Annotated in this window: 21 protein-coding genes and 1 tRNA gene; 3 read left to right on the top strand and 19 right to left on the bottom strand. The window is 54.8% G+C overall.

Annotated features, from left to right (window positions below; genetic code table 11):
• Positions 1-4: 4 nt before the first annotated feature.
• The 10 genes from IEV00_RS06960 to IEV00_RS06915 all read right to left on the bottom strand — a co-directional run bounded on the left by IEV00_RS06960 (position 5) and on the right by IEV00_RS06915 (position 9,868).
• Positions 5-727 (bottom strand): acylneuraminate cytidylyltransferase family protein, encoded by a 723-nt coding sequence (locus IEV00_RS06960; protein ID WP_188359633.1) that lies wholly within the window; start codon positions 725-727, stop codon positions 5-7.
• A gap of 4 nt (positions 728-731) precedes the next feature.
• Entirely contained in the window at positions 732-1,817 is a 1,086-nt protein-coding gene (locus tag IEV00_RS06955; protein WP_188359632.1) for an RNA-binding protein, read from the bottom strand.
• A complete protein-coding gene (locus tag IEV00_RS06950; protein WP_188359631.1) occupies positions 1,808-2,815 on the bottom strand; it encodes a CgeB family protein in 1,008 nt (335 codons plus the stop codon). The genes IEV00_RS06955 and IEV00_RS06950 overlap by 10 nt, the downstream gene beginning before the upstream one ends.
• Positions 2,816-3,748 carry a glycosyltransferase family 2 protein gene (locus IEV00_RS06945; protein WP_188359630.1) on the bottom strand — a complete coding sequence of 311 codons (933 nt, stop codon included), beginning with the start codon at positions 3,746-3,748 and terminating at the stop codon, positions 2,816-2,818. It lies immediately after the preceding gene.
• A gap of 13 nt (positions 3,749-3,761) precedes the next feature.
• Positions 3,762-4,592, bottom strand: a complete 831-nt coding sequence (locus IEV00_RS06940) for a glycosyltransferase family 25 protein (protein WP_188359629.1) — start codon at positions 4,590-4,592, stop codon at positions 3,762-3,764.
• 46 nt (positions 4,593-4,638) lie between these two features.
• Complete coding sequence (locus tag IEV00_RS06935; protein WP_188359628.1) at positions 4,639-6,444, bottom strand: ABC transporter ATP-binding protein; 1,806 nt, start codon at positions 6,442-6,444, stop codon at positions 4,639-4,641.
• A 122-nt stretch (positions 6,445-6,566) separates the two neighbouring features.
• On the bottom strand, positions 6,567-7,553 hold the full coding sequence (locus IEV00_RS06930; protein WP_188359627.1) for a ribose-phosphate diphosphokinase: 987 nt from the start codon (positions 7,551-7,553) through the stop codon (positions 6,567-6,569).
• Positions 7,554-7,556: 3 nt separating this feature from the next.
• Positions 7,557-9,032 carry a bifunctional UDP-N-acetylglucosamine diphosphorylase/glucosamine-1-phosphate N-acetyltransferase GlmU gene (glmU, locus tag IEV00_RS06925; protein ID WP_188359626.1) on the bottom strand — a complete coding sequence of 492 codons (1,476 nt, stop codon included), beginning with the start codon at positions 9,030-9,032 and terminating at the stop codon, positions 7,557-7,559.
• A 62-nt stretch (positions 9,033-9,094) separates the two neighbouring features.
• Positions 9,095-9,165 (bottom strand) — tRNA-Gln (locus tag IEV00_RS06920).
• Positions 9,166-9,277: 112 nt separating this feature from the next.
• Positions 9,278-9,868 (bottom strand): arsenate reductase/protein-tyrosine-phosphatase family protein, encoded by a 591-nt coding sequence (locus IEV00_RS06915; RefSeq protein ID WP_188359625.1) that lies wholly within the window; start codon positions 9,866-9,868, stop codon positions 9,278-9,280.
• A 240-nt stretch (positions 9,869-10,108) separates the two neighbouring features.
• On the opposite strand from IEV00_RS06915, the gene IEV00_RS06910 reads away from it, so the two are divergent.
• Both IEV00_RS06910 and IEV00_RS06905 read left to right on the top strand, forming a co-directional pair.
• On the top strand, positions 10,109-11,155 hold the full coding sequence (locus IEV00_RS06910; RefSeq protein ID WP_188359624.1) for a glycosyltransferase family 1 protein: 1,047 nt from the start codon (positions 10,109-10,111) through the stop codon (positions 11,153-11,155).
• Positions 11,156-11,165: 10 nt separating this feature from the next.
• Positions 11,166-13,013: an ABC-F family ATP-binding cassette domain-containing protein gene (locus IEV00_RS06905; protein WP_188359623.1), complete on the top strand. Its 1,848-nt coding sequence runs from the start codon at positions 11,166-11,168 to the stop codon at positions 13,011-13,013.
• A 79-nt stretch (positions 13,014-13,092) separates the two neighbouring features.
• On the opposite strand, the gene IEV00_RS06900 is transcribed toward IEV00_RS06905, so the two are convergent.
• Together IEV00_RS06900 and IEV00_RS06895 are read right to left on the bottom strand one after the other, a co-directional pair.
• Positions 13,093-14,058: a glycosyltransferase family protein gene (locus IEV00_RS06900; protein ID WP_188359622.1), complete on the bottom strand. Its 966-nt coding sequence runs from the start codon at positions 14,056-14,058 to the stop codon at positions 13,093-13,095.
• The gene (locus tag IEV00_RS06895; RefSeq protein ID WP_188359621.1) at positions 14,048-14,929 is read right to left on the bottom strand and encodes a polysaccharide pyruvyl transferase family protein; all 882 of its coding nucleotides are present in this window, start codon (positions 14,927-14,929) and stop codon (positions 14,048-14,050) included. The genes IEV00_RS06900 and IEV00_RS06895 overlap by 11 nt, the downstream gene beginning before the upstream one ends.
• A gap of 115 nt (positions 14,930-15,044) precedes the next feature.
• On the opposite strand from IEV00_RS06895, the gene IEV00_RS06890 reads away from it, so the two are divergent.
• Positions 15,045-15,539, top strand: coding sequence for an acyltransferase (locus IEV00_RS06890; protein WP_188359620.1), 495 nt, complete (start codon positions 15,045-15,047; stop codon positions 15,537-15,539).
• A 538-nt stretch (positions 15,540-16,077) separates the two neighbouring features.
• Here IEV00_RS06890 and IEV00_RS06885 read toward each other — a convergent pair.
• The 7 genes from IEV00_RS06885 to IEV00_RS06855 form a co-directional block, all read right to left on the bottom strand.
• The gene (locus tag IEV00_RS06885; protein WP_188359619.1) at positions 16,078-16,854 is read right to left on the bottom strand and encodes a transposase family protein; all 777 of its coding nucleotides are present in this window, start codon (positions 16,852-16,854) and stop codon (positions 16,078-16,080) included.
• Positions 16,855-16,956: 102 nt separating this feature from the next.
• Positions 16,957-17,349 carry a glycosyltransferase family 25 protein gene (locus IEV00_RS06880; protein ID WP_188359618.1) on the bottom strand — a complete coding sequence of 131 codons (393 nt, stop codon included), beginning with the start codon at positions 17,347-17,349 and terminating at the stop codon, positions 16,957-16,959.
• Between the two features lie 8 nt (positions 17,350-17,357).
• Positions 17,358-18,269, bottom strand: a complete 912-nt coding sequence (locus IEV00_RS06875; RefSeq protein ID WP_188359617.1) for a GHMP family kinase ATP-binding protein — start codon at positions 18,267-18,269, stop codon at positions 17,358-17,360.
• A complete protein-coding gene (gene rsmA, locus IEV00_RS06870) occupies positions 18,262-19,134 on the bottom strand; it encodes a 16S rRNA (adenine(1518)-N(6)/adenine(1519)-N(6))-dimethyltransferase RsmA (protein WP_188359616.1) in 873 nt (290 codons plus the stop codon). The genes IEV00_RS06875 and rsmA overlap by 8 nt, the downstream gene beginning before the upstream one ends.
• A gap of 44 nt (positions 19,135-19,178) precedes the next feature.
• Positions 19,179-20,225 carry a TatD family hydrolase gene (locus IEV00_RS06865; RefSeq protein WP_229723121.1) on the bottom strand — a complete coding sequence of 349 codons (1,047 nt, stop codon included), beginning with the start codon at positions 20,223-20,225 and terminating at the stop codon, positions 19,179-19,181.
• A 39-nt stretch (positions 20,226-20,264) separates the two neighbouring features.
• The gene (rsmI, locus tag IEV00_RS06860; RefSeq protein WP_188359614.1) at positions 20,265-21,170 is read right to left on the bottom strand and encodes a 16S rRNA (cytidine(1402)-2'-O)-methyltransferase; all 906 of its coding nucleotides are present in this window, start codon (positions 21,168-21,170) and stop codon (positions 20,265-20,267) included.
• A gap of 84 nt (positions 21,171-21,254) precedes the next feature.
• On the bottom strand, positions 21,255-22,202 hold the full coding sequence (locus tag IEV00_RS06855; protein ID WP_188359613.1) for a DUF368 domain-containing protein: 948 nt from the start codon (positions 22,200-22,202) through the stop codon (positions 21,255-21,257).
• Positions 22,203-22,235: the final 33 nt, after the last annotated feature.

Below are 22,235 nucleotides of genomic sequence, written 5' to 3'. Positions count from 1 at the left end.
GCTTCTAGCTTTCTGCCTTCTCTAAATTTGCCAGTGTTGCCTGAAGCTGGTGTTCAGCCACGGCAAAATCAATCAGGGCGTCAATGTCTACGCCTTCAACCTCATCGAGCATGAAGAGCTCAATTTTCCCGCCGAGACGGTTGTGCAGGGTTTCGTAGAGCTCGGTGGTGGTGATGTAGAGGGAGCCGTTCTCGCGGTAGCGGAAGGTCTCGCGGGTTAGCTCCTGACGGCGGGGCCTGGCCATGACCTCGTACTGGGCGGTCGGCGGCTCGGTGGCGGCCCAGATGAAGGGGCCGATAGGAACAACCCCCACCATAGAGTCCGCATCAGACGCGGCGAACTGGCGGATAGCCCGTTCCAGGGTTCCGGGTAGGCGCACGGGGCTGGTGGCCTGCAGGAGCATGACGGCGTCGGGGCGCTGACCTGCCTGAGTGTAAAAGTCGATGGCGTGTTCAACCACCGGCTCGGTGGCTGTCGTATCTTCAGCTAGATGGGCAGGGCGCATAAAGGGAACTTCAGCCCCAAACTCCCGCGCGATCTCTGCCAGCTCAGCGTCGTCGGTGGAGACCAGCACGTCTACCCGATGTTCTCCGGCCAGTGCAGCCTTGGCAGCTAGAGCCTGCTCGATGGTCCAGGCCACCAGGGGTTTACCTGCAATGGGTTTGAGATTTTTACGGGGTATTCCCTTAGACCCGCCGCGAACGGGTATCACGCAAAGAATGCGCATCGTCTTAGTTCTCCAATAGTCGAGTGAGATATTCAGCTATCTGTCGGGCAGGCTCCTTCTCGGGTACCTGCGGGGCAGGGGTAGGCTCGCTCCCCCACTGGTTCATACCGTAGCGTTCCCAAAACTCGGTGAGCCAGGCGGGAGGGTTAGTGTGATAGACCCAGGCGGGGACTCCGCGCAGGGCAGCTTCTAACACGCCAGTTGAGAAAATCGACACCACCGGGTGATTAACCTGATTGAGGGGGTGCTGCGAACGATCAATCTCAACGCCCAGTTTACCCATAAGAGTATGGGTTAAGCGGGAAAGTCTATCTATTTCGCTGGGGTGGGGGCGGTAAATGGCCTTGTTGTCGAGGGTGAACTTTATGCTGGTTCTAGCAAAGGACGCCCGGGGTAGCTCGGCTCCGTGCATTTGGCCGAGGAAAATGGGAGGGTACTCTGCTGCGCCTTCCTCAAGGCGGGGATTTTGTGCTGCCTCCCAGAAGAGCTGAGAGCCGACCACATCGAAGGTTACATCGGTGCGACCTGAAATCCAGAAATCGGCATCAGCCCGGCTAAAGGCCAGCAGGTGGGTACCGGGAGCAAGCGGTGGCGCGTAGGGGGTATGCAACCCGTGCTGAACGGTGATAAAAGCGGCACCGGTGCGCTGGGAGAGCGTAAAAGCTGAAGCGCCCCAGGCCATGTAGTGGCCCAGCGCCATGACAGCTTTAAGGTGGGGAAGTTCAGCAGCCAGCCCATCTTCGTCGTGAGCCTGAATAGTCCAGCCGGTACCGGGAAGCAGCTCGCTGACATCGTCAGGAGCCCACACAGCTACCGAGGTGTCTTCCATAAATTTCAGGGGGCGCACCAAAGACTTCAGCGAGGTCGGTGAGGTCGAGTCAAGGGCTACCAGCAGGGTCGGGTTCTGCCCGCGGGTGTGAAGAATGCCGGTCAGAGGCTGGGCAGAAGTCGTGTTTCCTTTGTGACCGCCCCGGGCAGCTGGCACCAGATTGGGCAGGCCTTTCAGGGCCTCTTTGACCCTGCGCTCGGGTTTACTGGTTAACTGCCACTTCTGCCAGGCTTCAAGATCTTCGGGGAATCTTAGACCCATAGGGTATCCATTTTCTGTGCGCGGTGGAAAAAGGTATGTTCTGCCTGGCTGCGGGATAGACCGGCGGCTCGAATGGAGTCGCTCCACGAGGGGTCAGCGACAATGCGCTGGCAGAGCTCAATAAGTTCTTCGGTGCTCCGGTAGAGCAGAACCTCAGTACCGATCTCGTAGAACTCCTCCACATCGGGCCGGTCAATCAGTTGCAAGCCGTTCATACCGGGAACCTCAAAGGTACGCATGGCAAGACCTGCCTGCAGTCCGTGAACGTTCAGGGCACCGGCGGCAGCGGCCTGTACCCGGTAGGCCTCAGCGAGGGGAATATCTCGTTCGGCTGGCAAATCGGGTCGCCTTAGCTCCCAGGTGCGCAGACGGTCGAAGGGATGATGCGACCAGCCACGCCCAAAAACCCTCACCGGCACACCGGCCTCTTTGAGGGCCAGCATCATCTTCTCGCGGTTCTCGTAGCGAGAACCCACAAAGACGATTTCGGGCACGCGGGTGGCGGGGAATTCAGCCAGCTTGGGGTCATAGCCGTTGGCCACGAAGTGGGCGTTGATGCCTTCTGCCGCAAACTCTTCAGCTTCAGAGCGGGCATAGCTCACTACGGTGGGGAGCTCTCGAAGAAAGTCTCTGGTGTAGCGGTGGCGTTTAAGGTCGTCATAGAGCCAGAGAATGTAGGGGATCTTTCTCTCTCGCACCGCCTGCCAAAAGTTCTCGTTCAGGGTGTCGCCCTTAATCACAATGAGCTTATCGGGCTTGACCTGGTTCAGCACCTGCAGGGCCTTGGCCGTAGCAGCTTTCTCGGCTGCCTTTTGACCGTCGAAACCAACTTTTGAGGGCAGCTCGTAGAGGGCCTTATTCCGCAATTTGTCTTTGATAGTGTCGAAAGCGTCGTAGCGGTGCACGGTGACTTCGTAGCCGAGCTGGGTAAAGCCGTCGGCTATGGAAAAACAGTAGCCGTGAAAGGCAGGGCTGATGATGAGGAGTCTTTCGGCCATTTATTTTTTGTGCTCTGCTTTCTTGATATAAGCCAGTTCTTCACGCAGAATCGGGCGGGGCGCCACGTCCTTGTTACGCAGTGCCCGCAGGGAGTTGAAGGCAAAGTTGGCGTAACTGACTGCCCGCAGGGCGGTGGCCAGGTGCCTACCTTCATTCCATTTAGCGTTATAGATGAAGCGGGAGTCAAGTACCCATTGGCGGCGTTGGGCTGTGGCGCCTGAGGAACCGCCGCCAACATGTTCAACAACAATCTCACCGCGGAAAACACGAGTGACGCCGCGATCTGCCAGACGGCGTTGCAGATCGATTTCTTCGCTGTTCATGAAGAAGCGCTCGTCCATACCGCCCACTGCCGTGTAATCTTCACGGAGGAGCATCATGCAGGCGCCCATGAGCCAGTCGGGTTCGGATCTTTTGCCGGTGGTACAGGTGAGGTCGTGGCCTACCATCGCGTGCCAGAGTTTAGTGGGGCGAAGGCGGGCTGCGGGAGTAAACCATTCCCAGGCGTGGTGGCGGGTCTTGGGAAAGTTGCGGCCAACCCACTGGGATTCTCCTCTATGGCCGGTCACCTGGGGCGAGATGAGGACGCCGCGGCCGCCGGCTACGTTTTTTTCTTCGCGGGCTGCGGCGAGTATGTTGGTGAGGAAGTTCGGTGGTAGGGTGAGGTCGCTGTTGAGGATGAGAACCCACTCACCGGTTGCTGCTGCGACGCCGGTGTTGACGTTGGAGCCGAAACCTCCGTTGGTATCGCGCCGGACGACGGTGACCCCCTCGATCTGGGGGAAGGGAGTGGGTGAGGCGTCGTCGGAGACGATGATTTCTAGAGAGCCCTCGAAATGCTGGGTTTTAAGCTGCTCAATCAGGACAAACGTGTCAGCAGGGTCTCCATAAAAGGGAATGACAACTGACAGAGAGTAAATTTTATCTACCATTGAACCCTCATAACTATTTCAGCACACATTGAAGAGAGCGTTTTAGCCGCCATAGCCGCTCGCGAACAAAGAGGTTCTCTTGAATTTTTCGAATTAGGCTCTTTCTCTGTGAATCAATATTTTCGGAGTAACCCGTCCAGTCATGATCGAGGCCTCCAATAGTTGACTCCCCTTCCCAGGAACAGATGCCAGGGCGCAGAAGCTGGACTTCCACCCCAGCCTTTTTAGCCCAGATATTATAATGGTCTGCGACCCAGGCTATTTTATCCCCATATTCAACTAAATCTACATATTTCTGAGCAGCCTGAAAGCTAATTAAATAGCACCCCGTCCCAATTGCCATACCATCAAAAGAACCAAGAATAAAAGGGTAAATACCATTCCATCCAACAGGCCTTGATAATATCGACATCACTGCCGCCTTTTGAGGTATCGAGCGAAAACGACGCTCACCAGCGGCTAACCCTGGACTAGCCAGGACAACAATCCCAACCTTACTCCAGTCAGTCCATCTTACTACTCGAGATATAACAGATTCAGCTTTGTTTGAGAACCTTGCATCATCCTCAGCAACCAACATTAATTCATCTATTTTACCTGTTTCTACAAAATTTTTGCATAATAAATAATGGCTAACTGAGTAGCCAAACTCCCCTGGCAGAGGAGGGCGCCCCAAACCTTGTTCAAAGGATTTCAAGTCCACAAAATCTGGAACCGGCTCTTCCACCCCATTAAAGGCATCCCAGATGCTAAAACCATTTGAGAATTCTTGCTGCTGAAACTTTTTCAGCCGACTAGAACTCTTCAAGGCTATAACATACTTAACCACACGCATAACTTTCATCTATCCCTTATTGAGATTCATCTTACTTTACACGCAAAATAATCTGTTACTCTGGAAGCTGGCCCAACTCGACTAGTCGGTTAAATTCAGCATTTTCTGCTCTGACCTCAGAGAAGGTTCCCTGGGAAACAATCTCGCCCTGGGACATGAAGAGAAGTTGCTCAACGTTCCGCACGGTTGACAGACGGTGGGCAACAATAAAAACGGTTCTCCCCTCAGTCAGCCTATTAATAGCCTGCGTAATCTTATACTCTGTCTCATTATCAAGAGCCGAGGTCGCCTCATCAAGAATTAGTACGCTCGGATTGCGGTAAAAAGCCCGTGCTAAACCAATACGTTGCCGCTGCCCACCCGACAGACGAGTACCATTCTCCCCAATTTTGGTATTCAGACCATCCTCTAAAGAGTTAACAACATCTTCAAGCTCAGCAAGTCGCACACACTCCCAAACCCGGTCATTATCTACTTCCTCGGGCTTCAGTCCATAAGCAATTTCTTCTCTAACAGTCTTACCCGAGATAAAAACATCCTGGGGAACATACCCAATTTTCTCGTGCCAGGCATCGAGATCCTGCTGAATATCACGGTCGTTGACCAGGACCCGCCCCTCGGTAGGGTGCAGCAAACCCAAAATAAGATCAATAAGTGTAGTTTTACCTGAACCAGACCCCCCAACAAAAGCTACAGAACTACCGCTCGGGACCTTAAAGTTCAGCTTCTTCAGCACGTCCTGGTCGCCATCTGGATACCGAAAACTCAAGTTTTCAACAGAAACATCTAGACGACTGACTTCACGCCTCACCAGAGCAAAATCACCAATACGGGGTTCTTTTTCAAGAAAACGGAAAGTACCTGCCTTGAGCTCTTGAGCGACGCGCTCATAGGTGTGAAGATAGGGGACCGCAGTTCTGAAGGTACCTAAAGTTGAAATCACTCGCACAAAGTTGGGCAGAATACGAACACAGGCCCCAGCAAAGACGACCATGTAGGCTGCCTGGCTTAGCCCTCCGGTTGAAACTATAACTCCCATAATGAGAGCGATTCCGCCAACAAATATAATTTCAAGCAGGTATTTAGGCATCTCAAAATAGAAACCCTTGCGACGGTTTGCATCAACCGCATCTAGACGGGCTCTCTGATAGCCAAAGAGACTGCGTTCAGTGACACCGTGAATAATATTTTCACGAAAACCATCAACCGCTGTAAGGGTAGCTGCCGACGCTTCTAGCTCTTTCGACCAGACAATGTAACCCACGTTAGCATTCCGTTTCTTCAAGAAATGCTGAATACCAAAGGAAGCAAGGCCAAAGTAGACAAAAGCTATGGCAGTTTCAAGCGGCATAACAGCTGCCAGCAGAATCATGAGAAGGATAATGGACAGGCCCTCACCAATAATCGACAGGATGCTTCCAACATAGCCGGAATAGACTTGGAAAGTTGCACTACCTGTAATCTGCAGAATCTCTGCGGTAGTCCGCTTACGATGTTCTGTATAGGGTTCTTGCAGGTAGGCTCCAAGCATGGTGACGGAGCTAGCAGTCTGCTGGCGAGCTAGGAAACCTGAACTCCACCACTTAATAGCAAGTGAAAATACTCCCTTAAAGATGAAAGAGAATACAAGTACCAGGCTCATAATGAGCATAAAGGTTTCTCGCTCTGGTTCCCCCAAGAACCGATGAAGGTAGCTCAGGTAGCCTGATGAAATATCTTCCCCCATACCCACCTGAATAACAGGCAGAATTGCGGCTACACCGAGTAGGTCGAAGAGGGAAACAGCGAAGAGAAGCAGAACATTCAGTATCAGAAGGTAAAAGTTCTTCCCCGGAAAAAGGCGCTTGAGTCTAGCAATCATGGTGTCGTGGAGCTCCCCTAAAGCTACGCGGTGGTTAAATGTTTCCCTATCACTCTACGGTAACAGCGAAAAGTAACCCCGTGCCGAAGACACGGGGTTACCTTCAAGTAATGTCGTTGATGTTAGTTAGAGCGGCCGTTGAAGAGGCTGGTTACCGAGCCCTCGTCGAAGACCTCCTTGATTGCGCGGGCAATCAGCGGGGCAATCGAAAGAACGGTCAGGTTCTCAAACTGGTGCTCTTCGGGAACGGGCAGAGTGTTGGTTACAATCACCTCGCGGGCTCCAGAGTTCGACAGGCGCTCTACAGCCGGGCCGGAGAATACCGGATGTGTTGCAGCGATAATAACGTCTTTAGCACCGTGGTCTTTGAGCACCTGAACCGCACCGGAGATGGTTCCACCGGTATCGATCATGTCGTCAATCAGCACGCAGGTGCGACCCTTGATATCGCCCACCACGGTCTTAGAAACAGCCTTGTTGGGAACGTTGATATCGCGAGTCTTGTGCACGAAAGCAAGCGGTGCGCCACCGAGAAGGTCAGCCCACTGCTCGGCAACGCGAACACGGCCGGTATCGGGAGACACCACGGTGACGTTAGAGACGTCTTCCACCGATTCCTTCACGTGCTGGGCCAGCAGAGGAATAGCCATCAGGTGGTCAACCGGACCATCGAAGAAACCCTGAATCTGAGCGGTGTGCAAATCGACGCTCATCAGGCGATCTGCACCGGCGGTCTTGTAAAGATCTGAGATGAGTCGAGCGGAGATAGGTTCGCGGCCCTTGTGCTTCTTATCCTGACGAGCGTAGGGGTAGAAGGGCGAAACCACGGTGATAGACCGAGCAGATGCACGCTTGAGGGAGTCAATCATGATCAACTGTTCCATCAGCCACTCGTTGATGGGTGCCGGATGAGACTGAATCACAAAGGCATCCGCACCACGAACGGAGTGCTCAAAACGAACGTAGGTTTCACCGTTCGCAAAGGTGTAAGCAGAAGTCGGCAGAACCTCGTTACCGAGCTCGGTAGCGATCTGCTCAGCCAGTTCAGGGTGAGCTCGGCCAGAGACCAGCACCATCTTCTTTTCGCCGGGATTGGTAATCTCCGTCATGATTTACTTGTCGCTTTCCTCAGATGAGTTATTCGATTCAGCACCCGCAGCCTGGGCAGCATGTGCTGCATCAGTGCCCGCGCGATTCTTTATAACCCAGCCCTCAATATTGCGCTGGGGAGCTTCATTGATAGCAAGGGCTCCCGCAGGAACGTCCTTACGAATAACGGTACCAGCACCGGAGTAGGCTCCGTCGCCAATTGACACAGGAGCCACGTACATGTTGTCCGAGCCCATGCGTACATTGTTGCCCACGGTCGAACGGTGCTTGTTCACGCCGTCATAGTTCACAAAGACTGAAGCGGCTCCGATGTTGGAGTTCTCACCGATGGTGACGTCGCCGGCGTAGGAGAGGTGGGGAAGCTTGGAGCCCCTACCGATTTCCGCGTTCTTGGTCTCAACAAAGGTGCCAATCTTGCCGCTCTCGTGCAGAAGGGTGCCGGGGCGCAGGTAGGCAAAGGGGCCAACGGTTGCTCCCGATTCGATTTTTGCCTCTGAACCGTGGGTGCGAGAAATGGTGACGTTCTCACCAATCTCAATGTCTTTGAGGGTGGAGTCGGGGCCTACCACCGAACCGCGACCAATAGTGGTCTTACCCTGTAGCTGGGTGCCGGGCAGAATGGTGACATCGTTTTCGATGGTGACGGTCGAGTCAATCCAGGTGGTTTGAGGATCAACAATGGTCACGCCGTTGCGCATGTGGAATTCAACCAGGCGGTCGTTGAGCTTGCGCCCCAGCTGGGCCAGCTGAACGCGGTCGTTAGCGCCCTCAACTTCCCAGCGGTCTTCGATAGCCAGCGCTGCGGTACGGTGGCCGGCCTCGCGGGCAATCTGAAGCACATCGGTAATGTACTTTTCCCCCTGGGCGTTATCGGTGGTGACCTTGGTCAGTGACTCGCGCAAAACCTGTGCGTCGAAAGCGTAGATACCGGAGTTAATCTCGGTGATTGCCAGCTGCTCGGCGGTGGCATCCTTGGCCTCCACAATGGCGGTGACCTCGCCAGCCTGGTTGCGCACGATGCGACCGTAGGAACCGGGTTCTGCAATGTTGGTGGTCAGAACCGTTACCGCGTTCTGTCCCTCCTCGTGGAAAGCAATGAGTTCGCGCAGAGTTTCAGAACGGAGCAGGGGAACATCGCCGTAGGTGACGACAACGGTTCCCTCTACTTCTCCGGATTCATCCAACCCCAGCAGGCCCACCTCAACGGCTCGGCCGGTACCGGGAATCTCATCCTGGTCGACGATTGAGACTTCAGAATCAAAGCTCAGAATGTGTTCTGCCACCTTGTCGCGCTGGTGGCGCACCACAGCGGCCAAACGCTGAGGCCCCAGTTCACGGGCCGCGGCAATAGCGTGCTCCACCATGGAGCGGCCACCGATACCGTGCATCACCTTGGGGGTTTGTGATTTCATGCGAGTTCCAGCACCTGCGGCCAGAACAATCACAGCAGACGGGGCATTATGAACTGTGTCAGTCACAGGGGAACTCCTTATAGAGTTGGAAACTAGCCTAGACGAATGATTTTTTGATGCTAGCGTAGCTCCGCCACCAGGACTCGAACCTGGAATAACGGCTTCAAAGGCCGCTGTGTTGCCATTACACCATGGCGGAAAGTCAACCAAGCCGACAGGGTTTGGTCTAACAGACTAAAACAATACCAAAGAAGAGGGCTAAGCTGAAAATAACCTGTAGAAAATACGGCAGGTTAAGGTCTGGGATTCCTCTAGCTACCCAACCAAGGAATCACAACTTTCAGTGCAGACTCAATCTCTGAAACTGCCTGCCGAGCCGCATCAGCACCTTGGCGGTAGGGGTCTGCAATAGTATCCTCGTCCAGGGGGGCGTCGTCCTGCTGACCCATGTACGAGACCGGGTCCACGCGACGTCCTGCGCCTTGGCGCAGACGCGCCATCTGCTTGAGCAGGTGCACGCGGTTGCGGTACTGGGGCCATTCCCGAACAATCCAGTCGAGCTGTTCTTTTTCCATCACCAGAACCAGCGCAGACTCAGCAACCATGTGCTTGGTTAGCTGCTTAGCCCGATGGCCTGAAAAATCAACTCCCCGGGAAGACAGCTCCTCATCGACAAAAGGCGCGACAGGTGCACCCACCACGGCACCGATTCCCGCGCTGTCGAAAGTCCACGATGATTCCTGGGGGATCATCTGCTTGGCCAGATACTCAGCTGAGGCTGACCGAGCAATGTTACCGGTGCAGACAAAGAGAATCTTGTGGCTGTCGGTTGCCTCTACAGAAGCAGACTGAGATTTAAGCGACCGGAGCTTAAGAAGTGATTTTACATTAAAGTGCGACATGCTCGATGGTGTTCCCCCCTGCCTGCCCAATAGGGCAGGGCTTGACGCTTTAGACTAAAGTGCTTGTTAGGATTCTACTTCTGCTTACTATCTTAAAAGTTTACGTTTGGTATGTTTTTCGTCTAACTTTAGAATTGCAAAAGGCTGTGAGCTGACAGGCCAACTTTCCACAAGTAACCTAATTCTAAGGAACTGCCCGTACATTTCCCTCATCTTCGTTTCTAAGCACCAAGGACTCCGGTGAAACCTCAGATTGATCTTTTCGTGGCTGTACCTCAAGAGGCTGGCTGGGCTCCAGTGAACTCAATGACCACCCTCCTTGCCAACTATCTGGGAGTCGAGCCTGTACTGGTTGATGTACACCGCTCCCTGAGTCGAAGCACCAAGTTATTGAGTGCCCTGCCTCGTACATCAGTAGGCCAAAGAATAGCTTTAGTTATTGCTTATGATCCCGGCCAACTCAACGCTATCGCTCAGCTTCGCTTAGCCTTCAAACCCTACTCTGCTATTTACGGTTGGGTGATTGATAGTTTCTGGTCCGAGCGTATTCCACGCCTGGTGCGCGGTAGGTCGCCTTATACCAAAATCTTTCTCACCGATTCAGGTGACCTCAAAGACTGGGAAGCTGCCGGAGTCAAGAATCTGGGAGTACTGCCCTGGGGTACAGATGTTTGGTCTTCTTTCCACCAGAGAATTCAAGCCAGCCTCACCAAAACCACCGATTTACTCAGAGTAGGGCGACAACCTGACGTTTGGAATGACGACGACCTGACGGCTTCAACTGCCCGAAAGTTTGGTCTTACGTTTGAGGGGCGCCCCCAATTCGGTAGCACTCCACATGATTCAGCTCGGTTTCTTGCAGATGCTTTGAGTCGAACAAAGTTCACTCTTGCCTTTTCTGTCAGATCAAGTCCGACTTCATATACGCACCCGCAGAAGGATTACATCACCGCCCGGTGGCTCGATGCTCTGGCATGGGGTTCCACGGTAGTCGGGCAAAAACCTAGCTCGGCCGCCACCCGTGAACTTCTCTGGGAGGGGGCAACGATTGAGATTTCCCCGAACAACCGTGAAATCGGCATGCAAACCATAGCAGATGTTGCAAAGGAATATGCCCCTGAGCAAGCGCGTGAGCACGTTCTCATGGCTCTTCAGCGCCTAGATTGGCGGCACCGATTTGGCGTCCTTCTACGGCAGATGAATATCATTTCACCTTCACTTAACGAAGATCTGAGGGACATCGAAAACGCTCTAGTTACCCACGGTTCTGCTTCTGAGAAAGAGTAACGAAATCTTTATGGCACATTTAATTGGCGGCGAAGATCTGCACATCGAGTTCCCTACCCGTACCGTATTTGAGGGCGTGACCGTCGGTATTAACGAGGGTCAGCGTATCGGCATTGTTGGCCGAAACGGCGACGGTAAATCGACCCTGCTCAAGATGCTGGGCGGTAGGCTGACCCCCGACTCCGGCAAGGTAACCCTGCGCGGTGGCACCCGAATCGGCTACCTGGACCAAGCTGATCGGCTGGACGATACTCTAACAGTCGGCCAGTCCATCGTGGGTGATGCCCCCGAGTACGAATGGGCTTCCAACCCGCAGATTCGCGATGTGATAGCCGGTTTAGTCTCCGACCTCGACTGGGAGGCACCGGTTTCAGCGCTTTCCGGCGGCCAGCGCCGTCGTGTGGCCCTTGCCGCCCTACTCGCCGGCGAGTGGGAGGTGCTCATGCTCGATGAGCCCACCAACCACCTAGATGTTGAGGCCATTACCTGGCTTGCCAACCACCTCAAGACCCGCTGGAACAAGAACTCCGGTGGCCTGCTGACCGTCACCCACGACCGCTGGTTCCTCGATGAGGTCTGCACCGACACCTGGGAGGTTCATGACGGCGTGGTGGAGCCCTTCGAGGGCGGATATGCTGCCTACATTTTGCAGCGGGTTGAACGTGACCGTCAGGCAGCTGCCGCAGAGGCGAAGCGTCAGAACCTCATGCGCAAAGAACTCGCCTGGCTGCGCCGCGGTGCTCCGGCACGTACGTCTAAGCCCAAGTTCCGTATTGACACCGCCAACGCACTGATTGCCGATGTTCCGCCGGTGCGCAACAAGGTGGAGCTCTCCCAGATGGCGGTCTCCCGTCTGGGTAAGGACGTGGTGGATATCGACAATGTTGATGTCTCCTTTGATGACCCCACCCAGCCCGGTGGCAAGCGCGATGTGCTAAAAAAAGTTACCTGGCATATCGGCCCCGGCGAACGTACCGGCATTTTGGGGGTCAACGGTGCGGGTAAGTCTACCCTACTGGGCCTCGTTACCGGTGCCACTACCCCCTCGGCGGGCAGGGTCAAGCGCGGTAAGACCGTGGTGGTTGCTACGCTGACCCAGCAGCTGGATGAGCTGTGGGAGGTGGAGAACGACAGGGTCTCCGACGTCATCGGTAGAAAGAAGACCACCTACGTAGCCGGGGGCAAGGAGATGACTCCGGGCCAGCTGCTTGAGCGCCTGGGCTTTACCTCTGCCCAGCTCTCAACTCCCGTACGGGACCTTTCGGGTGGCCAGAAGCGCCGTTTGCAGCTGCTACTGATTCTTCTTGACGAGCCCAATGTGCTGATTCTCGATGAGCCCTCCAATGATCTTGACACCGACATGCTGGCGGCGATGGAAGATCTGCTGGATACCTGGCCCGGCACCCTGCTGGTGGTCTCCCACGACCGCTACCTGATGGAGCGAGTCACCGACCAGCAGTATGCAATTATCGACGGTACCTTCCGCCATCTACCCGGTGGTGTAGACCAGTATCTTCAGCTTTCTGCCGCCGGTGCGGGCGGTTCTTCTGCCGGTGCGGTAGCGGGTTCGCCCCTGGATAAGCGCGCTGCTGCTGATTCCCAGGACGCCGCCGCGGAGGCTTCTGCACCTAAAGCCGGTGGCGCGGAAGTGCGGGCGGCGCAAAAAGAGATGAACCAGATTGACCGTAAACTGGGCAAGCTGGCTGATCAGAAGGCCAAGCTGGAGGAAAAGATGGCTGCCCATGACCCAGCAGATTATGAGGGTTTGGCAGCCCTCTCTGCTGAGGTTCAGAGCCTGCAAGATGAGGTGGATGAGCTTGAGTTGCGTTGGATGGAACTCAGCGACATTGTTGCCTAAAGCATGTGTCTGTGCAGGGAAATAAAAACCGCGCTGGTCGATGATTCTGTCATCAGCCAGCGCGGTTCCGCTCAATAAACTACCTGCCAAACTTGGCGAGGATATTCTTACCTCGGATTTTGAGAGTATTCGGCAAGCGTTTTCCCTTAGCCTTGAGAATCATGACCTGATTCAAAACTTGTCCCATGCATTTATCGCGATTCGAGACCAGCCTGCCCCCTTCTAGTTCCTGAATCATAGAGAGCAGTGCCTTAGCATAGTCCTCATGACTCTGCACGCCCATATCAATGAGAGACTGTAGCTTTGGGTTATCAGGGGAGATTTCAACTTGGCATCCACAGGCCATACCTTCCATCACTGCCCGTTCACCACCGCCCTGCAGGGTCGTAGGTGTGAATACGGTCGCTGCTCTTTTGTAGATTTTTGCTAACTCTTCATAATGAACATGCTTGACCACTTCTATACCTGCATCTGCAAACTTTTGCATAAGTTCGGGTGATGCAGCAGAAATATCACCGGCTAAAAGGCGTCGCCCCTCTTTCTCGAGTAGTCTCTCGGGACGCTTAAAGGCAGCTGGGCGACCAACCATCACATAGTCTATATTGGGGTTCTCTGCTCTATCCTTTGTATTCATATAACGTGTATCAACGCCAAAGGCTTGGAGGGCGAAGGGGTGATGGCAGTCTTTCAGGTAATTCTCATACCAAGGGGTCTCATACACAATCGCATCATAGCGCCTGGCCAGAGCTGATGGTTGAGGTTTGTTGCTGCCTGCAATTAATAGGGCAACGGGGAGTGAGCTACCCAGTAAGGCTCGGTCAGCAGCCTGTGCGGGCAGCCACCCCCAGTCACTTTTCACGAGAACCAGATCGGCATCCTTTATCCTTTTAATGTTCTCGGCGTACCCCGGCTCATAAGGGTGAACATTAAGCCAGGTGACCTCATGGCGTTGGGCTACTATTTCCATAGCAGCGGTAAAACCATCATGATAGGCCCCGTAAATATCTGACTGAGGGGGAATCGCATAGAGTAGATTAATTTTCATCGGTGTTCTCCCAAAGGTAATCAGGAAAGGCCTCTAGAAGAGGCTGAACATCAAACTTTAGTTCATCATCTGAAAGATGTTTTACAGCATTTTCAATTGTGGGGAAAACCTGCAGGTTATCGCGCCCCGTACCTGCAAAATAGTCCTTATATTTGAAGAGGGGTTCTTCACCTGATACCACCAGTGCACGTGGCACACCGTAGACTTCTGCCAGAACAAATCCATGCAGTGAAGAGGTAACTACCGCCTGTGAATTTACAATCTTTTGGATAATTTGTGCGGAGGTTCCCATGGGTGAAACTAGTTCAAAGTCTGAACCCAAACGGGCAGCATCACTCTGCCAACGAGGTAGATCATTGAGGTTAGGTATCAGAGTAACAGGAGCGGCTATGAGATCCTCTCGGAGCAGGTGCTCCTTAGGAAAAGCCAGGGGCGATAGCAGCCCTGGGTCGCCATACACAGCAGGAACCTCAAAACCAGTTTGTTGGAGTAATTCTCGGCTTAGAGGGCCGCGCACAGCATGATAAGTAATGTTTTCAATTTTTCTTAAATCTGTGATGTGTTTACCGTTGACTCCGCTGCCCCAGACTATATCTCCTGGTTCTAGAAACTGGATGATGGAACCAATCGCTAATAGCCTCTGGGTGCTGGCGCTATCCTGCAGGCGGGGCTTGCTGAGGCCTTTTTTGGCTACAACATATTTGACGATATCTTCTGACAGCAAGTCACCAAAGTTTTGGACTACAGGTGCGAAGGGAAGTTGTTTTGTCCATCTGAAGTATCGGTGGGGGCGCAGAGGAAGAGGAGCGCGGGGTGCCCAGCGAAATAGGCTTATTCCTGCTACCTGACTTGTATGTTCTTTACGATTCATGGGTTCTTGCAGTCTCTTCGGTTGAGTGTTCCACAAGAAGTCTACTATCACCTATAAAATACAGGTTGATGGTTCCCGATGATTCTGTAGATCGGGTTTGGCAAGGAAGGTAAGCATGGGGCTCGGACTAAAGACAGCCGCCTACGATACAGTACGTCGGTTAGCGTTTTCACCTGCCGTTCATATGGCCAACCGCTGGAAGGTTCTCAATAAACTGGGGTGGACAAACATTGGAAAGTCCTATATCAGAGACGGCTGCCTATTTATTGGCTATGACATTACTATGTCTAATGTTTACCTGAACCGCCAGGTCTTTATTGATGCTTCTGCTCCGGTAAGAATCGGTCAGAATGTTCAAATCGGCCCACGAGCCAGCATTATTACCAGCACCCACGATATTGGTGGCAGAAGAGGGCGTGGAGGAACCTCAAAAACCAAACCTGTCACCATTGGTGATGGCTGCTGGATTGGTGCCGGAGCAATGATATTGCCTGGAACTACTATTGCAGAAGGTTGTGTTATTGCCGCTGGTGCTGTAGTGACAAAAGATACCGACCCTGATGGCCTTTATGCCGGCGTTCCTGCGCAGAGAATCAGAGACCTCTCCTAGAGGGGTTCATAAAACTGAACTTCTATCTTCGGCCCAGCCTTGCCCCAAGGTCAAGCAAAGTGGCAGCTGCTCCCCATCGGAGCCTTTTAACTCGAGTCCTTAGAGCCAGATACGTTTGTAATTCTCTGAACGCAGAATTATAGTCACCTCGAATTCCTCGCGACTTTCCACGTTTATTAGCACCAATTGAAGAGGGTGCGACTTCTCGAATAGTTGAGTCGTTCAAAAAACCACACAGAGAAGGCTGAAGAACCATCACGTTGATAAACGATGGAGCCTTATAGTAATCCCAATGGTCTGCCACCCAGTGGATTTTCTCAATTCTCTGAACATAGTTTACATATCCTCTAGCAGCTTCACGGGTCATCAAATATAAACCAGAACCCCAGACCTCACCCCGGTACACCCCGAGACGGTACTTTCCACGAGGGGCATCACCCACAATTCGGCTGAACATACTGATTTGAACAGCGTGTTCATCCCAGCCAAAGAAGTTATAAGCTCCGTCTACAGAGTGAGGCCGACCAAGTATTGAGGCTTATTCAAAAGTCCCGCCCGCAGCCAAAAACACCAACCCCCGCACCACCGAAAACACCCGCCCATACACCCCCAACGGCCGCCTAAACCCCGTATGAAGAATCCGCCAAGTCTTGATTTGAGCGATAACCCGCTCCACCACCGACCGTAGCCGATTCAGCACCCGATTATTCAGCTTCTGCTCCCGGCTCAGCCGTTGGCCCGGCTTACGCCTGGCCGGGGTAGCCAACCCCAGACCCACATAACCCTTATCAGCCAAAGTCGAGGAATCCAGTAGCTGATCTAACCCATGATATCTAAAGGCATGAGCATCATGCCTGGCTCCGGGTAGTGGGTCAGTGATGGCTAAGAGTCTGCCATCTAGGGTGCAGATGACTTGGTGGTTGAATCCGGCTCGTTTGTGCTTTCCAGAGAAATTTGTTTTACCAAGTGAACGCCAATTCCACGTGGGTATCAGGGTCCCATCGATGACCAAAGATCCTGGTGCTTTGAGGCTTTCTTTCAAAGGCTGAATCAGCGGAGTGAGAATCTTCTCCAGGGCCTTTTCGATGGTGTTGATAGCTCGTGAGACTGTCGATTGAGAGACAGCAAAAAGTTCTGCGAGGAGTTCTTCGGTGAGGTTATGGCGGTGGTAAAGCAGGGGGATTTTGAGGGCTTGGTTGAGGGTTAGTGCTGGTGGTCTTCCGCCTGGTTTTGACCAGGTGAGGTGATGGGTGAGGGCTGTGTGTAGCGTGGCGAATTGAGTGGCTGTGAGGCCGGTTGTACGCTGGTGTAGCAACGGTCTTGTCCGGTATGGCTTGAGGTTATTTGTAGAGATTTAACGCTCATATTTTTGCCGCGGGTGGGGCCGTTGTCTAGTTGGTGGGTGTGGGGTGGTTCCTTACTTTTGAATAAGCCTCATTGCCACACCCTTACTAGGTAGGTAATCAGCGCACTCTTCGATAACATCAAACAAATTGTCTTGGAAGATGGCATCGTCTTCAGCGACAAGTATAAAAGGAGTAGAACTCTCAGACTCTACATATTCGCGCAATACAAGATAATGGCTTAAAGTGCACCCAATCTCACCAGGAAGAGGCTTCCGTAAATAAAATTTTTCGAAAGCTATTTCATCAAAGAGGTTTAAATTTCTATTAAGCTCGGGTGTGGCTGCATCAAAAATTTCAAAAAATTCTGAATTTTTCTGATAAAAGAACTTCTTCCTCCTGTAGTAATCTTTTTTGAGTGAGATAACCTTACAATCAATGCTTTCGCCATTTTTTAAACGGTACATGATATGCCTCAAAATAAAATTTTTATAACAGTCGGCCCCGAGCCCGACACAAAACTAGCTGCCACTTGCGGTTTCGCAGCTTCAGAGCCCAGAGTTAGCTCCAGCTCGGGGAGCAGGGTCACCGCGGGCGCAGCCAAATCATTACGCAGCAGGGCAGCAATTTTCGGCAAACGATTCGCCAGCGGGGCTTCGGTAGTAAGAGCCTCGATTAGGTCCCGAGGAACCTCTAGCGCAGCATCCGGCGCCGGGTAGCGGCCCGCCGCACGGCCGTCGTCCAACTCCCTAAAAACCGCGGGGGTTGACAAACCCGAAGTCGAAGGCACAAACCCAAACCGCAGGGGCTCCACTCCCTCAGGTATCTCCATCGGAGTGAGCTTCTCCCCCACCCCGGCTCCCACGGCCAGACCTCCCAGCAGGGCAAAAGGAACGTCTGCCCCCAGCGGTGCCGCCAGCTCCAATAGACGTTCCAGAGGAAGCTCAGAAGTAGCCAAGCCTGCCTCCACCAGATAAGCGTTCATGGCTTTCATAGCAGCGGCAGCATCGGCCGAGCCGCCCCCCATACCGCCGGCGACCGGCACAGCCTTCTCGATATGCAGGTTCACCGCTATATCGGTAGTGCTTAAGTCCTTCTCGCCCAGCACGGCGGCAGCGCCCCGGTAGGCCAGGTTCGACTCGTCCAGAGGCACCAGCGCCGGGTCAAAGGCACCAGCAACCACCTGCTGGTCAACCGGCGAGCCCGGTGCCACGCTCATAGACTGGGTAATACCGGGTTGCTCACCGGCTGAAACCGTGACACGTTCAAGAATATCGGTAGCAGCATACAGAGAAGCCACCTCGTGGTAGCCGTCTGCGCGTAGCGGCCCCACCGCAAAATACAGATTGACCTTGCCCGGCGCCGTCCTCGAAACAGACCTAGTCATTCGCTACTCCTGCGAACTCTACCTCGTAAGCCTCAGCGATTTTTACAAAATCAAAAATGTCTAGCTTCTCGCCGCGCAGACTCGAATCGATACCGGCGGTAGAAAGAATTTCCCCGGCGCGGGCGCCCGAGCCTGCCCAGCTGGCCAGCGCGGCCCGCAGAGTCTTGCGGCGCTGGGCAAAAGCCGCGTCGATAATCTCAAAGACGGTCTCGCGGTTAACATCGGAAATCGGCTCTTTGCGGCGCTTAAAAGCCACCAGGCCAGACTTAATCTTCGGGGCCGGCCAGAAAACGTTAGTACCAATCACGCCGGCCTTAGAGACCTCGCAGTACCAGTTGGCTTTCACGCTGGGCACCCCGTAAATCTTGGAACCGGGCTTGGCCGAAAGACGGTCGGCAACCTCATCCTGAACCATCACCAGCGCGTGCTCGATAGATTCAAACTGCGCAAAAAGGTGCAGCAGAACCGGCACCGCCACGTTGTAGGGCAGGTTCGCAACCAGGGCGGTGGGGGTCTTGGGGAGCTCAGTCACCTGCAGGGCGTCTTTGAGGACGACGCTAATGCGACTCTCAGCCCCGGGCCGAAACTTCGCGATGGTGTGGGGAAGCTGCTGCGCCAGGGGTGGGTCAATCTCCACGGCAACCATATCGTGTGCCGCGTCCAAAATCCCCAGGGTCAGCGAACCCAAGCCGGGGCCTACCTCGAGCACGGTTTCCTCGGGGCTAATCTCAGCCGCTGCCACAATACGCCGAATGGTATTAGGGTCAATCACAAAGTTCTGCCCCAGGGTCTTGGTGGGGCGGATACCGAGTTGCTCGGCGAGGTCACGGATTTCTTGGGGGCCTAGAAGCTGCTGTTCAGTCACGGGTTCAAGTTTACCTGCTTCGCCGACTGGCGCGAGCTTTCGGTCTAATCCCAGCTACCGTAGACCGCCTCAGAGTTGGCAGCAATCATGCGGCAGAGCTCCTCCAGATCCATACCGCGGTGCTCAGCCATAAAGCGCACCGTGTAGTTGGTCATGTAGGAGGCATTGGGCCGGCCCCGGTAAGGGTGCGGCGTCAAAAAGGGAGCATCGGTTTCTGCCAGAATCAGCTCACCCCGCGCCATGCGCAAGGATTCCTGCACGCCGTGCGAGTTCTTGAAGGTCACCGTGCCCGCAAAGCTCATGTACCAGCCGTTTTCATTACAGATTTCAGCCAGGGAAGCATCACCGGAATAGCAGTGAAAAACAGTTCTTTCGGGCGCGCCCTCTTCCAGCAGAATTGCCACTACATCATCGTGGGCATCGCGGTCGTGAATTTGCAGGGCTTTACCGTGCTTTTTCGCCATACGAATGTGCTCGCGGAAACTCTGCTGCTGAGCTTCCTTGCCTTCCTCACCGGTGCGGAAATAGTCCAGGCCGGTCTCCCCCAGCGCCCGCACGCGGGGCTCAGCCGCCAGAGAATCAATCACGCCCAGCGCCGACTCTAGCTCACCGGCAGCAGCCAGCTTCGGAGCCTCATTGGGGTGCAGGGCAACAGCCGCCAGTACCCGCGAATCGGCGGCAGCAGCGGCAACCGCGTACAGAGACGATGGTACATCGCAGCCCACCTGCACGATACGGCCGATACCCACCGCCTCGCCGGTATCCAGCGCGTCGCGAGCCGAAACGGCGACGTCCCCGTCCAAAAGATCCATGTGGGTGTGGTTATCCACCACCGGATAGGGCAGGGGCTCCGGTGCGGGGGGAAAGACCAGGTTGCGGGAGCGGCCGTCCTCGCCCTTGGTCGAACGACGCCGCGTGCCCTCCCCCGACTCCTCGCCGGCCACGCTGTAGCGCTCTGCCCGGTAGGCAGGGGGAACCTCGCCGGTTTCAACGGGCTCGTTCGTATCAAAAATGGTTGAGTTCAGCTCGGCGGCAGACGGTAGGGCATACCCTATCTGTTCCGCCAGCTGCTTCATCTCGTCTTCACTCATGCAGGAGTGCTCACCGCACATGTATTTTCTCCTCAAAAACTACTGCTTACGTGCCGCCAGGGTTGCCTCGTAAAGCTCCCGCTTCGAGGCTCCGGTTTCTTCGGCAATTGCCGCTGCTGCCTGCTTGAGCCGCATACCGCCGTCCACTAGCGCCTGCACTTTCTCCACCAGGTTCTCCGCAGACTCGGGCTCGGCGGCTTCAGCACCAGCCACCACGATTGCAATTTCACCCCGCACCTGCACCGACTCAGCCCAGGCACGGAGTTCCGCCAGGGTACCGCGCACCACTTCTTCATGCAGCTTGGTCAGCTCCCGGCAGACCACAGCCCGCCGGTCTTCACCAAAGGTCTGCTCAAAATCAGCCAGGGTTGCCGCCGTGCGATGGGGCGACTCATAAAAGACCATGGTACGCTCCTCGGCCGCCAGCGACTTCAGCCGCTTGGTACGGTCGCTACCCTTGCGCGCCAGAAAGCCCTCAAAGGTAAAGCGCCCGGTCGGCAGGCCGCTCACGGCAAGAGCGGTGAGGACGGCGCTGGGGCCGGGTGCCGCCGTCACCGGCAGGTTAGCCTCGGCTACAGCCTGCGCGGCGGCATAACCGGGATCAGACACGGTGGGCATACCGGCATCAGACATGAGCAGAACCACCTGACCCGCCTCGACTGCCTGAACAATCTGCGCTGACTTGGCAGACTCATTGTGGTCATGATTGGTTATCACCCTGCCGCGGGTCTTAATTCCCAGGCCCGAAGCCAATTTGCGCAGGGTGCGGGTGTCTTCCACCGCAATGACGTCGGCGGTAGCTAGGTAATGTTTGAGGCGGTCGGTGGCATCTGAAAGATTGCCAATCGGGGTGCCGCCCAGCACCAGAACACCGCCCTGGTGGGTCTCAAAACGCTCTTGGGCCTCGACCGGGCCGACCTCTTCGGGTTGCGGGGAATCAGACATACTTACCAGTCTATCCTCTCCCCTCAGCCCAGTGGTCAGGCGGTCGCTAGCTGGCGACCGCCTGCACGCTGAACATCGCAAGCGCTAGAGAGCCTCTGATCCAACCTCGCGGGTCTTCTTTCCGGCGAAAACCCGCTCGGCGATGATGACGGCGGCGACCAGGGCAAAGCCAATGATGCACATGATCACGGCCATGCCTGCCTGTTCCCCCATAGGCAGAAGGTCATTGTTCTCGGTGGTCCAGGGCCACAGGGCGCGCAGGGCGCCCACCATCACGCCGGTCAGCACAACCAGGGTGATGTGGTGCTTGTGTTCCAGCAACCATTCCAGGCCCTTGACGATGGTTGCAAGGCCAATCAGGGCGCCCAGGGCGAAGAAAGCCAGGTAGCCAAGGTTGGCGTCCTTGACCGCGCCCAGGGTGGTCTCGTAGAGGCCGAAGGTCAGAAGCAGGAAAGATCCGGAGAGGCCGGGCAACAGCAGAGCCGAGACCGCCACCGCAGCAGCCGCGATGATAATCAGCGGGCTGGGGTTACTCATGTCGGCAGAAGCGGCGGGCAGAGAGACAATAAAGTAAATCACCACGGCCGCAATGAGGGCCCAGAGGTAGTCGGTACCCCGCCACTTGCCGGTCATTTTGTAGGGGACGTAGAGGGAGGCGAGCACCATACCGAAGAAGGTTGCCGAGGTGAGAATCGGCTGTGACTCAACCAGGGCGCTCATAATGTGCGACATGGCAATCAGGGCGGCGAACATGCCCACGAAAATTGCAATCAGTAGAGCCCAGGGCAGGGACTTGAAGCGGGCTAAGCCGGTGGAGCGCAGCTGCTTATCTTTTGTGAAGGTGCCAGCCGCAATTTCTTTAATGCCGGTGACGGCGGAGCCCGCCGCACCAATCAAACGCTCGTAGACGCCAACAACGAGAGCTACGGTACCGCCGGAGACACCGGGTACGGTTTCTACGGTACCGATGAGGGCGCCCCGCACCACGTTGAGTACAAGGGAGCCGGGTTTGAGATCAGGGTTCTGAGTCACTTAAGAATCCTAGGTCTTTCAGTTCAATTAATA

It is taken from the genome of Rothia aerolata (assembly GCF_014635585.1).
Lineage (GTDB): Bacteria > Actinomycetota > Actinomycetes > Actinomycetales > Micrococcaceae > Rothia > Rothia aerolata.
The sequence above is the reverse complement of the archived record's forward strand: the minus strand, read 5'-3'. Positions and strand labels throughout refer to the sequence as shown.

What these genes read in the sequence shown, in the direction of transcription:
- IEV00_RS06940 (WP_188359629.1), bottom strand. Translation starts at nt 4,592, where the DNA reads ATGAAAGTTATGCGTGTGGTTAAGTATGTTATAGCCTTGAAGAGTTCT.
- IEV00_RS06950 (WP_188359631.1), bottom strand. Translation starts at nt 2,815, where the DNA reads ATGGCCGAAAGACTCCTCATCATCAGCCCTGCCTTTCACGGCTACTGT.
- IEV00_RS06935 (WP_188359628.1), bottom strand. Translation starts at nt 6,444, where the DNA reads ATGATTGCTAGACTCAAGCGCCTTTTTCCGGGGAAGAACTTTTACCTT.
- IEV00_RS06960 (WP_188359633.1), bottom strand. Translation starts at nt 727, where the DNA reads ATGCGCATTCTTTGCGTGATACCCGTTCGCGGCGGGTCTAAGGGAATA.
- IEV00_RS06895 (WP_188359621.1), bottom strand. Translation starts at nt 14,929, where the DNA reads ATGAATCGTAAAGAACATACAAGTCAGGTAGCAGGAATAAGCCTATTT.
- IEV00_RS06900 (WP_188359622.1), bottom strand. Translation starts at nt 14,058, where the DNA reads ATGAAAATTAATCTACTCTATGCGATTCCCCCTCAGTCAGATATTTAC.
- IEV00_RS06890 (WP_188359620.1), top strand. Translation starts at nt 15,045, where the DNA reads ATGGGGCTCGGACTAAAGACAGCCGCCTACGATACAGTACGTCGGTTA.
- IEV00_RS06880 (WP_188359618.1), bottom strand. Translation starts at nt 17,349, where the DNA reads ATGTACCGTTTAAAAAATGGCGAAAGCATTGATTGTAAGGTTATCTCA.
- IEV00_RS06865 (WP_229723121.1), bottom strand. Translation starts at nt 20,225, where the DNA reads ATGAGTGAAGACGAGATGAAGCAGCTGGCGGAACAGATAGGGTATGCC.
- IEV00_RS06945 (WP_188359630.1), bottom strand. Translation starts at nt 3,748, where the DNA reads ATGGTAGATAAAATTTACTCTCTGTCAGTTGTCATTCCCTTTTATGGA.
- IEV00_RS06875 (WP_188359617.1), bottom strand. Translation starts at nt 18,269, where the DNA reads ATGACTAGGTCTGTTTCGAGGACGGCGCCGGGCAAGGTCAATCTGTAT.
- rsmI (WP_188359614.1), bottom strand. Translation starts at nt 21,170, where the DNA reads ATGTCTGATTCCCCGCAACCCGAAGAGGTCGGCCCGGTCGAGGCCCAA.
- IEV00_RS06955 (WP_188359632.1), bottom strand. Translation starts at nt 1,817, where the DNA reads ATGGGTCTAAGATTCCCCGAAGATCTTGAAGCCTGGCAGAAGTGGCAG.
- IEV00_RS06930 (WP_188359627.1), bottom strand. Translation starts at nt 7,553, where the DNA reads ATGACGGAGATTACCAATCCCGGCGAAAAGAAGATGGTGCTGGTCTCT.
- IEV00_RS06905 (WP_188359623.1), top strand. Translation starts at nt 11,166, where the DNA reads ATGGCACATTTAATTGGCGGCGAAGATCTGCACATCGAGTTCCCTACC.
- IEV00_RS06915 (WP_188359625.1), bottom strand. Translation starts at nt 9,868, where the DNA reads ATGTCGCACTTTAATGTAAAATCACTTCTTAAGCTCCGGTCGCTTAAA.